Here is an 11,441-nt window from a genome sequence, read left to right as displayed (position 1 = left end):
GGTGTCTTCCCATGGCTGCTCCGTGATGTAGTCGGTCAATCCTTTCATGGCGAACCTCCCGGCAACGAGCGTTTGCCGGTATCTTCGCCAGGAAACAGTACTATGTCAAGCGGGTGTCGGAGAAACCCGCAGATACGGTATTTCGGTAATTTCGCGCCTAGAAAATGATCGCCCCCCCCAAATCACGGCAAATGCTCCAGCTGTTGCAAAACGTCGAGCGTCGCGTTGACGATTTGTTCTTGCTGTTGCTCGCGCGCGAGGGTTGCCGCGCCGTCGCCAGACTGCGCGCCGTACCAGCCAAACTGCGCGTGATTGCCGCCTTCAATCGCGATGAATTTCGTCGCGGCAGGGAGGCGCGTCCGCGCGCCCAGGATTTTGTCCGGCGTCGCGAGCGTATCGTTCGTTCCATAGATTGACGCGGCGATCAAATTCCGCCGCGACAGATCGTTGTTGTCGGCGGGATAAGATGCCCAGAGCACCAAGCCACGCACGCCCTCATTTTTGCCAACGTAATTCGCAGCGGCGGTACCGCCGAGCGAATGCCCGGCGAGCGCCCATTGCCGCACCTTGGGAAAAAAAGGTGTGACTTGTTTCGCGCGCTCTTCGCCGAACAACGCGAGGTTGAACAGCATCGGCGTGATGACGACGACGTACCCCTTTGACGCGATCGCGCGCGCGGTGGGAGCGTACGCGCGCGCATCTACGAGCGCGCCCGGATAAATGATCAAACCGACGGTCGGCTCTTTGCTGCGCGGACGAAAAATCCACCAGGGTTCATGCGCGACCGAAACTTGGTTATCCGATCCGAGCGCGTCGAGCGCGTGCGGCATCGGTTGCGCGGGGAAACTCGTGAACGCGACAAAACCGAGCGCGGCGACCGCCAGCGCGCCAATGATCGCGACGATGATTTGATCAATGCGACGCATGTTGATTTACTCGCTCACTCGTGGCGTCGAACGCGTTTGTTTAACTGTTCCCTTTACTTCCACACAAACGTGCGCGATTCACTCGGCGGGCTGGACGCATAGAGTTGCGCCGGCGAAACCGGTCCGCGCGCGCTCGGCGTGGCTTGGCTGACGATGACGACGTACCAGGATAATCGTGCGTCCTCGATGTTTGCGCCGGGATAGTAGATTGCTGGGTCGAGCTTGGCGCTGTTGCCTTGGCGAATGCTCAATGAAGGCAGAGTTTTCTTTTGTCCATTCACAATCGAAGTGAGATGCACGACGTAGAATTCGTTTGACTTGAGCGTTGCCGACGCCAGCCATTCAAGCGTGGGAATATCTTTGTTGCTACGAAAGATGAAATTGTCGGGGGGCCATTTCAAGTTCGGCGCGGCGTACGCGAATTGCGCGGTCGGCGTCGCGGTGGTTGCCGCAATCGGCGCGACGGTTGCCGTCGGAGTCCACGCGCCGACCGGCACAATGAGCGCTTGCCCTACGCTAAGAAAACTGCTGTCGAGTTGATTCGCGATGCGGATCGCGTCCACCGTGGTGCTGAACGTCGCGGCAATCGTGATAAGCGTATCGCCGCGTTGCACGATATAAGTAAACACCCCCGGCGTTGCGTCGGAGGACGCCGCGCTCGGGGGTGATTCGAGTGAAAGAGGAGTTGGGGTGCCTGCCGGTACCAAAGGCGCACGCGTGCCGGGCGGCGGCGTTGGCGTCGGCAGGGGAATGACCAATTCGTCGCCCACGCGAATCGTTTCGTTCTTCATGCTATTCGCCGTCATGATCGCTTGGATGGATACTTTGTATTTCGCGGCGATGTCGCTGAGCGTGTCGCCTGATTTTACTTTGTATCGAACCGCGATAATGGTCGGTGTGACACTGGGTGTGGGCGCCGCGAGCGTGACGGGGATAAACGTGATCGGCGGCGTCAACGCGCGCGTACGCGTCGGCGTGGGCGGCGCGGCGGCAAAAAAGCGCGCAGGACCACCGAGCAGGAAAAAGAGAACGGAGCACACGACGAGCACGAGCAGAATGATGCCGGCGACCATAATCCATGGCGACACTGCCTCGGTCGTCTGTTCGCCGAGGTGTGCGGGGACGCGCTGCACCATGCGTTCGACGCGCCAGGATTCATTTTTGCCGCCGGGCCGCGAAGGCGGCGTTGGGCGATCAGGAGTCATAACGTATTGTGCCTCAACCGGTTCTCGCGTTTTGTAAGTGAATACTTTCGTTGGTCATTATAACAAACCTTGCGTGATTTGCCAATAGCGCGCAAGTTCAACGCTAAAAGCGAAAAGCCGAAAATTCAACTCTTTACAAAGTTGATGAGCGCGAGTGCGATCAAAAGACTAATGCCGGAAATCAGCGCGCCAACTTGACGAACGAGCGTGTCCTCGAAGCGAATCTTTACAACGTGTGACCCAGTGGGCACACGCGCGCGAATCAATCCTTGCTCACCGTACGGTTCGATCGCGAGGGGCTGACCGTCGAGCGTTGCGACCCAGCCGGGAAAATAGCGCGTGTAGAACAGCACGTCTGCCGGCGCGTGCGCGTCCACGCGCGCCTCTACCGACTGTCCGCCGTACCGCAGCGTTTCGACATTCGCATTGTCGTCGAGCGCGAGCGCGCGCGTCAGTTTTTCGCCGGCGAGGTACTGCGCGACGAGCGGCGAATCCTGGGGACGATTGCTCACCCAAATCGTGTCGCCGAGCAATTCACGATCCTTGACCTCGAATGCCATTTGCGTTTGATAGTTGAACACGGCTTCTGTGTGCTGTGGCAACGTGTACGAAAAATTCGCGATGACGAAAAGCAGACAGAGCGCGAGCGCGGAGACCAACGCGCGTGATTCATCGAGCGCAAGGAATGCCGCGCCGGACAAAAACGCGAGCGGGCACGCGACGATAATTAGCAACCGCCACGGAAATTGCGCGAACGCGACAATCGCGGCGAAGGGTTCCCACACCGGCGCGGAGATCGGCAACATCGCGAATACCAAAACGAGGAGAACAATCGCGAAGAACGCGGTGTGCGCGATGTCGGTGTGCCGAATGCGCCACAGCGCAACGAGCGTGAGCAAGACCGGGATCAAGCCAAGTTGAAGCGAGAATTGATCGTTGCCGTTTTCGCCGGCATAACCATAACCCCAGAACGGCGAAAATAGTTGCGATACGTTCAAGAAATGTTTGCGATAGTTGAAAAATCCGCCGATGAGCGGATCGCTCGTCAGATACTTTTGCTCGAACAAGATTGGCAACATGAAGATCGCGGCAAGCCCGAGCGCGAGCGCGATGGCGAGCGACGCGAATAGCGAATAGCGAATGGCGACTAGCGAATGGCGCGTGCGGATAAGCAAGAACAAAAGGTACGCGCCGACAATGGGTGTGACGAAAACGGTAGTCTGCACGTGCGAAAGCAGGATGCCGGCGTAACTCAGCGCGGCGAACGCGAGGTTCCGTCCGTTCGGTTCGGAGGCGAGCCGGTGGAATGCCCAGAAAATCAACGGTGGGAATACGAACGCGATGAGTTCGGCTTGCGCGCCGCGCACGTAAAGATCCGCGAGATGGTACGGCACGTAGACGTACGCGACCGCGGCAACGAGCGCGGCGTTTTTATTTCCGAGCGCGCGCGCCGCAAAGAGGTACATCGTGATCGCGGAAAAAAATACGGCGAGTCCGTCCACGATTTTGACCGCGCTCACCAAATCGAAGCCGACCAGATGAAACGCTTCGCCGACGAAAAACGGCAGCGGCGCGAGAATCAGCCAGAGCGGATAGCCGTAGCCGAACACCATATCGGCTGCCCAGCGTGGAAACCACGCGCCGTCGCGCATGGACATATCGAACATTTGCAAAAAGTACACCGAGTGACGCGCGTCGTGCGCCTGGATGAAATAGCCGGGCGCGGTGAGCGGCATCAACGCGAACGCGGAGAAAGCGAGAAGAATTATGAAGGATGAAGGATGAAGGATGAAGGATGAAGGACTCTGGTGTGAATTAGTTTTCATCCTTCATCCTTCCGCTTTCATCCTTTGCCGACTCAAAACATCCCACAGCAAAATACCCAGCGCGATCAAAATGCTGACGGCAGAGAGCCATGTGCCAATCACGCGCGGAAGCGAATCCTCGAAACGTAGAATCAGCCAGTAACGACCTTTGGGCACGCGTACTTGAATGCGACCCAGCTCGCCGACTTGAGTGATGGGCAACTCGCGCACGATCTCGTCGCTGTGCTCCGGCGTGAGGTACGCGCGCCAACCCGGATAGTAAAATGTGTTGAAGGTCAGCGGCAATCCGTCTACCTGCGAATCGAAAAAGACGCGTTCGCCGTTCGCGCGCACGCCCTTGCCGGCTTGGTCAACACCGAGCCAAATTTCGTCGGGGTTGATGTCGGTGAAATCAATCTTCGATTTGACGCGCTTACCCGCGAAATAAACGTCCGCGATGGGCGACCAGTCCGGAATTTCCTTCACCCACGCGGTCGAGCCGGTCATTTCGCCGGCGCTCTGCTGGAAACGGAACAGACCCAGGATGCTGACCGGTCCCTCTTTCGGTTCGAGGATCATCTGCGCTTGTAAGTACGGGAACGAACCCAGGATGATCAACGCGCCGAGCAAAAGGGTTGGCAGAGTTGCATCACGCGCCTCGTCTGCTTCGTGCGCGACAATGATCGCGCCAGCGAGAATCGCGAGCGGCACGGTCGTCAGGGTGAGCAAGCGCCACGGGAATTGCGCGAACGATAGAATCGGGCGCAGGATTTGCCATAACGGCGCGGAGATGCCCAGCATCAAAAATGCGATCACGCCAGCCATGACCGCGAAGAAAATCCAAAAGCGGCGCGAGTTGCCGGGGTTTTGCGCGATGGCGATGAACGCAAAAATTGCGAACAGAACCGGCGTGACGCCCAGTTGGAACGACATAGCGTCGTAGGGACCTGGGTTGCTGATGCCGAAACCCCAGGTCGGCGCGAACAATTGGAAAAAGTACGCAAAGTGCTTCGAGTAATCGTAGTAATTGCCGAGCCATTGATCGGTGCGGACGTACTGGTATTCGAGCGCGGCGGGAATCAGAAAAATCGCAACGATGCCGACGCCGAGAACAAGTGCGCCGATAGGTGGCAGACCCAGTATCATAAAATCGCGGAATCGTGTGCGGAGTGCGGCGACGGGAATCTTGACCAGCATCAGGAACAAGACCCAGGTGCCGAGCACGACCGTGAACATGAGCGCGATGCCATTGTGTGAAAACATCATCGCGGCGTACGCCAGCGCGGTGGCGACCACCGCCGTGACGCGCGGGCGTTCAATCGTGTCGTAAAAGCCCCATAGTGTCAGCGGCAGAAAAATCAGTGTGACCGATTCGGCGAGTGCGGCGCGCACGTAAATGTCCGCGATGTGGTAGGGGATGTAGATGTATGCGATCCCGGACACGAATGCCGCGCGGCTCGACCCAGTGAGTCGTTTGACAAAACCGAACATCGCCGCGCCGGAAAATAGAATGGCGAGCGCGAAAGTGATCTTGGTCGCAGTGACGAAATCAAAGCCGAGCAGATGCAACGATTCGCTCGCGTACAACGCGCCCGGCGCGTAAATGTTGAACATCGGATAGCCGTAGCCGAACGTGTAATCGGGCGCCCAGCGCGGATAAAAGATACCATCTTGGATCGAGCGGTCGAACTCGAACAAAAAGTACACCGAGTGCCGCCCATCGTGCGCGCCCCAAAAATAGCCGGGCGCGGTGAGCGGCGCGATGGCGAAGATCGAGCAAAGTAAAAGTAGAATCAGATATGGATCAATACGTTTCATTCGAAATCTAAAACGCGATGTGTGATGCGTTATTTGCTCGGCGCAAGTTGATCGCTGACGATGGGTTCCGGATCGCCGGGACGCGGCAGAGTGAGATGATCCGCGCCGCGTTCAGTCAGCGCGCGTTCGCCGGTCGCGGGCTTGTAGATTCCTAGTTCGAGATGAAATCCTTCGTCAGGTCCGTCCACGTCAATTTGAACCTTGTGCAGATCGAAAATTACTTCGCCGGGCATCCACTTGATCATCGGCAACGCGCCATTCTGGGGTTTGTTGTCCGATTGCCCGTATCGCTCGCCGTTTTCGTGGACCGCGTGAACGAATACGTTGTAATCGGTGTAGACCGGACGCAGTGCTTGCCAGGTCAAGTACACGCGCAACGTCGCGCCGTGCCGCAATGGTCCGACGATGCGATAATCCAAGAGCGCGACCTCGTCATTGAATATCGCGATGGGCGGACGCGTCGGTCTGGCGTCGAGAAAGCGCGGCGCGAGATAGCTGTAACTCGCGATGACTGGCAGCGCGATAAAAAATGCGAGCATTGCCGGACGCGTGAGCCGCGCGTCAAATTCGATTGCCGACCCGGCGATGAACGCGAGCGCAAGCCCGACGAACGCGAGCAGTTGCCACGGATACTCTACGAACACACCCAGCCCGCGCCACAGCGGCGATGTGATCTCGAAAGTGAGTAGCGTCAACACCATCGCGCCTGCGAGAAAAATAATCACAATATGCCGTAGGGAACGTTCGCCGGAGCGTTCCACATCGTTGCGTTCCTCATTCGCGCGTTCCTGCCACGCCAACGCGATCGCGACAATCGCGAGTCCCATCGGCACGACGCCGAGTTGAAACGGAAATTGATCGAGGAAATTGCCGGTGCTCGCGCCGAATCCCCACAGCGCGGAGAACAATTGAAATGGCAAAACAAAATTCGCGTTGAATCCATCGCGCGCGATGTGCGCGCCGTAACGCAGAATCGTGGGCGCGAACAGGATTGCGCCAAGCGCGAGTCCACCCAGGATTGCGAATAGCGAATGGCGAATGCCAGATCGCCCGCGTATTGCAAGGACGATGGAGAACGCGACGGGTGCGAACAAGATTGCCATTCCAGGTTGAATCAGGACGAACGTGGCGAACGTCAAGAGCGGCGCGACAAAATTGCGAATTGCAAATTTCTGTTGACTGTTGACTGTTGACTGTTGACTGACCAGAGCAAGCAGTACTAGTGGAAACCACATCCACGCGACCGATTCGGCGAACGCGCCGCGCACGTACACGGTTGCGATGTGGTACGGCAGATACACGTACACGGTCGTGGCGAGGAGCGCGCCCGCGTCACTCAAGAATCGGCGCGCGAACGCGAACATCGCCAGCCCACTGCCGACCCACGCGAGCGCGTACACGAGTTTGATCGCGTCGAGATAACTGAACCCGACGCGATGCAAGATCAGCGCGACGACGTATGGCAACGCGCCTTCAGTGCGAAACAGATCGAATGCGCTGCCTAACGTCGGCGCCCAGTTGAAAAACTGAAACGGACGTTGATCGAGGTCAATCAGATTATAGTAGGCGAGCAAGCCAGTGTGGGATTGAAACGCGCCGGGGTATTCCAACGGCGCGACGGCAAACACCGTGAGGAGAACCGCGAGCAGCGGATATGCTTTCGCAAATTTCACGGCGCGATTATAGCATTATTGAGTGGGAATGCAAAAACATAGCCCTCCTCTTGATAAAGGAGGGGAGGGTGGGGTGTGTGCACAATTTACAGCGCGACCTGGCGCACATCCATGATCGTGGGCAACGCGCGCAACTCGCTCAACACATCGTCGCCGACCGGCGAATCAATGTTGATGTACGACACAGCGGTGCCGCCTGGCGCATTGCGCGCCATGCGCCACTCGGCGATGTTGATCGCGTGGTTCGCGAGAATCGTGCCGACCTTGCCGACGACGCCCGGCACATCGTGGTTCACCGTGAACAGCGCGCGCCCGGCTAACGGCGCGTCGAGACGATAATCGTCCATTAACACGATGCGCGGTTGATGGTGCAAAAACAGCGCGCCGCCGATGAGCCGCGTTTCGTGCGGCGATGAGACGCGGCACAGAATCACGTTCGAGTAATCTTCGGCGGCGGGATGACGTGTTTGCGAAACCAGGATGCCGCGCTCGTCCGCGAGGCGCGGCGCGTTCACATAGTTGACCGCGTCGCTCAGAATCGGTTGGAGCAATCCTTTGAGCAACGCGACGGTCAATGGCTTGATCAATTTCTCGACCGCTTCACCGCGACACTCGACCTCGACGCGTTCGATGCGCCCGTGCATCAACTGCATGTGAATCGTCCCGATGCGTTCGGCGAGCGTCATGTACGGTTGAATCGAGCGATAGTCTATGCCTTCCGCGAATGGCAGATTCACGACGTTCGCGTAATTCGTTCCGCGCAACGCATCCAACACTTGATTGACGATTTGCACCGCGACGTTGCGTTGCGCTTCGACCGTGTTCGCGCCAATGTGCGGCGTCGCGACGACGGAATCGAGCGCCAACAATTTCTTTAACAACTCGGTGCGCGGTGGTTCGACCGAGTACACGTCAATTGCCGCGCCGCCGATTTTGCCGGCAACGAGACCATCGTACAACGCTTGTTCGTCAATCACGCCGCCGCGCGCGCAGTTGATCAGCCGCACGCCTGGCTTCATCTTGGCGATTTGTTCCGCGCCGATCATCGCGCGCGTTTCATCGGTCAGCGGTGTGTGTAACGTGATGAGGTCCGACTCGCGCAACAATTCGTCGAGGTCGCCGACGAGATGCACGCGCAACCGCTCGGCGATCTCTTCGGGGATGTACGGATCGTACGCGAGCACGCGCATGCCGAATGCCAGGCAGCGCGTCGCGACGCGCGAGCCGATGCGACCCAGCCCGATGATGCCGATGGTGTGGTCAGCCAGTTGCATGCCCATGAATTTACTGCGCGTCCACTCGCCGCGTTTGATGGACTGGTCTGCCCAGGGCACGCGGCGAAACAACGCGAGCATCAGCGCCATCGTCAGTTCGGTCGCCGCGAGCATGTTCGCTTCTGGTGTATTCATCACGAGAATGCCGCGCAAAGTCGCCGCGTCAATGTCCACATTGTCCATACCGACGCCGGCGCGTCCGGCAATCTTGAGTTGGCGCGCGGCTTGGAATGATGCCGCGTCGAGCGGCGTGCCCGAGCGCGTGATGATCGCGTCGTATTCGCCGATCAGCTCGATCAGTTTTTGACGATCAGGTAATTTTACGACATCGTACTGAACATCGGACGCCTTGTCGAGAATTGCCAACCCCGCCGGTCCCAGGTCATCGGTGATAAGAATGCGGTGCATATAATTCCTCCGGATTACTGTGGTGCGGACGGCTCGTCCGCACTGGCGGGCAAGCCGCCCGCCTCCACATTAAAATTCATCTATCGAAGCGAGCAATAGCTCTAGGTCAGCCATGTGAATCTCGCCCATGTGCGCGATGCGAAACGTGCTGTGCTTGAGTTTGCCGTAGCCGTCCGAAATTTGCATGCCCCGGTCGCGCAAATGCGCGTTGAGCGATTTCAGATTCACGTTGCGCGTGTTCTTGATGCACGTGACGGTTGGTGAACGATAACCGGCTTGCGCGAACAAATCGAAATTCTGCGCCGCCCAGGTCTGCACGCGATTCGCCATCTGCGCGTGACGCGCATAGCGCGCAGACAATCCTTCCGCGAGAATCCGGTCGAGTGCGACATCGAGCGCCCACATCAACGAAATTGCCGGCGTCGAGGGCGTTTGATTCTTGAGCAAATGTTCCTCGAGTTCGACGAAATCGAAATACAATCCGCGATTTGAAACGCCACGCGCCTTGTCCAACGCGCGATCCGAGACCGCCGCAAACGCGAGACCAGGCGGCACGGCGAGACATTTTTGCGACGAGGTGAACAGCACGTCCAAGCCCCACGCGTCGAAATCAATTTCAACGCCGCCGAGCGAAGATACGGCGTCCACGAGAAGCAACACGTCGGGGAAACGTTCGCGCACGCGCGCGGCGATCTCGCGCAGCGGACTGGCGACGCCGGTGCTCGTTTCGTTGTGGACGATGGCGACCGCGTCGAAATTATCTTGCGCGAGTGCGGACTCGACCAGCTCCGGCAGAATCCCATTGCCCCATTCCACATCGAGGCGTGTCGCGTTTTTGCCGTTCGCCAGCGCGACCTCGTACCAACGTTCTGCGAACGCGCCGTTGACACAGCACAACACTCGCCGCGCGACGCAGTTTCGCAGCGCGGCTTCTTGCAAGCCGGTGCCAGAGGAGGTCGAAATGTACACGCGACGCGTCGTCGTAAAAACCAGGCGCAATTTCGGTTGCAGACGCGCGAACAAGGTTTGGAAGTCCGCTCCGCGATGACCGATCATCGGTTGCGCTTGTGCGGCGCGCACACTTGCGTCAACGTCGGTCGGACCTGGGATGAACAGTTGCGCCATGGCTAGACCTTTCTGAACAGAACCTGGGATTGGGCGATATCGTCCAGCCCTTGTTGCAAAATCGTTTCGTGTTCTGTGCCGATCAATTGTTGCGCGGTCACGTGCGACAAGGCGAGCGGAACAATCGCGGCGAGGCGTGGGGCTTGGACGAATACTTCGGCTTGAGTTGCGACGCGTTCGCGGCGCACGACTCCGCCAAAGCCGACGAACAGTTTCACCGCGTCGCGCGCTTCGAGGTCGGTGACGCCATCGCCGACGAGCATCGTTTCGGCGATGCCGTTCGCGATCTTGGCAATGACCGACCGTTTGCCGTTCGTTTCGCTCAACGGCGTCGGCGCAAACGCGAGATAACGTTCGTCCGGATTGCCAGCGTAGCGATGTTGATCGTACTGCCACCAATGTCCGGCGAGTTGGTCGAAGACAACGGGAACCGCGTGGACATTCTGCGCGGATAAACCCAACGCGCGCGCAAAGGTTTCGACCGCCGGCAACAGTCCGCCGCTGACGATGTGAACCGGGCATCCCGCCGCGCGTAACGCGGCGATGACGGGACGCGCGTCGGGGAGGAGATGGTCTTGATACGCGCGTGCGATGTGTTTGAGATCGGCGCGCGTGGGTTGGAGGAGACGCAACCGTTCGGCGAACACGTCTTCGAATTTGAGTTCGCCATCCATTGCGCGGCGCGTCAAATTGGCGATGTGCTCGAATTGTCCTTTGAGGCGCGCGAGTTCGTCAATGCCTTCGATAGCGGTCAGCGTGCTATCGCAATCGAAACAAACGATGCGAAATGATTTGGCGGGTGGATGGAAATTCATCGAACTGCTCTCCGGCGTACGAGAAATTGAATCTCCTGGAGCGCAGTCCATTGAATAGCGACAAGCTAGAGGGGTAGCAACGCGCCAGGATTTTCAAGGCGTCGTTGCCAAGCCGCGCAGAGGAAAAAATGACGCGGCTATTGAAAATTGATGGGCGCTATTATAACATCAGAAGCGGAGAATACAAAAAAGAGGAGGAGCCATTCAAGCTATTGCGAGTTTGGGCGACCGTGGCATTTGATCCCAAGTACGTCCTTGCAAGATTCGTCCCGCGCGTTTCTTGCGAACGCCGCCCCATTGTTTGAATAAGAAGGGAACACGATTTCTTCGACAACCGATTCATGGTTCATTTATCCGCGAATTACGCGAATCTTCGCTAATTATTTCTTCTT

General features: G+C 58.1%; 9 protein-coding genes. All 9 read right to left on the bottom strand.

Features of this window, described 5'->3' with window-relative positions; translation table 11 throughout:
• Nucleotides 1-182: 182 nt before the first annotated feature.
• Nucleotides 183-926 carry an alpha/beta hydrolase gene (locus HY868_01270; GenBank protein ID MBI5300738.1) on the bottom strand — a complete coding sequence of 248 codons (744 nt, stop codon included), beginning with the start codon at nt 924-926 and terminating at the stop codon, nt 183-185.
• A gap of 53 nt (nt 927-979) precedes the next feature.
• Entirely contained in the window at nt 980-2,131 is a 1,152-nt protein-coding gene (locus tag HY868_01265; GenBank protein ID MBI5300737.1) for a LysM peptidoglycan-binding domain-containing protein, read from the bottom strand.
• Nucleotides 2,132-2,256: 125 nt separating this feature from the next.
• Nucleotides 2,257-3,957, bottom strand: coding sequence for a hypothetical protein (locus HY868_01260; protein MBI5300736.1), 1,701 nt, complete (start codon nt 3,955-3,957; stop codon nt 2,257-2,259).
• Nucleotides 3,958-3,960: 3 nt separating this feature from the next.
• Entirely contained in the window at nt 3,961-5,754 is a 1,794-nt protein-coding gene (locus HY868_01255) for a hypothetical protein (GenBank protein ID MBI5300735.1), read from the bottom strand.
• A 29-nt stretch (nt 5,755-5,783) separates the two neighbouring features.
• Complete coding sequence (locus tag HY868_01250; protein MBI5300734.1) at nt 5,784-7,427, bottom strand: hypothetical protein; 1,644 nt, start codon at nt 7,425-7,427, stop codon at nt 5,784-5,786.
• Between the two features lie 86 nt (nt 7,428-7,513).
• Entirely contained in the window at nt 7,514-9,109 is a 1,596-nt protein-coding gene (locus HY868_01245) for a phosphoglycerate dehydrogenase (GenBank protein ID MBI5300733.1), read from the bottom strand.
• 69 nt (nt 9,110-9,178) lie between these two features.
• A complete protein-coding gene (locus tag HY868_01240) occupies nt 9,179-10,234 on the bottom strand; it encodes an alanine--glyoxylate aminotransferase family protein (GenBank protein MBI5300732.1) in 1,056 nt (351 codons plus the stop codon).
• 2 nt (nt 10,235-10,236) lie between these two features.
• Nucleotides 10,237-11,049 (bottom strand): HAD-IB family phosphatase, encoded by an 813-nt coding sequence (locus HY868_01235; protein MBI5300731.1) that lies wholly within the window; start codon nt 11,047-11,049, stop codon nt 10,237-10,239.
• A gap of 204 nt (nt 11,050-11,253) precedes the next feature.
• Nucleotides 11,254-11,388, bottom strand: coding sequence for a DUF5131 family protein (locus HY868_01230; protein MBI5300730.1), 135 nt, complete (start codon nt 11,386-11,388; stop codon nt 11,254-11,256).
• Nucleotides 11,389-11,441 lie beyond the last annotated feature (53 nt).

It is taken from the genome of Chloroflexota bacterium, from assembly GCA_016219275.1.
GTDB lineage: Bacteria > Chloroflexota > Anaerolineae > UBA4142 > UBA4142 > JACRBM01.
The sequence above is the reverse complement of the archived record's forward strand: the minus strand, read 5'-3'. Positions and strand labels throughout refer to the sequence as shown.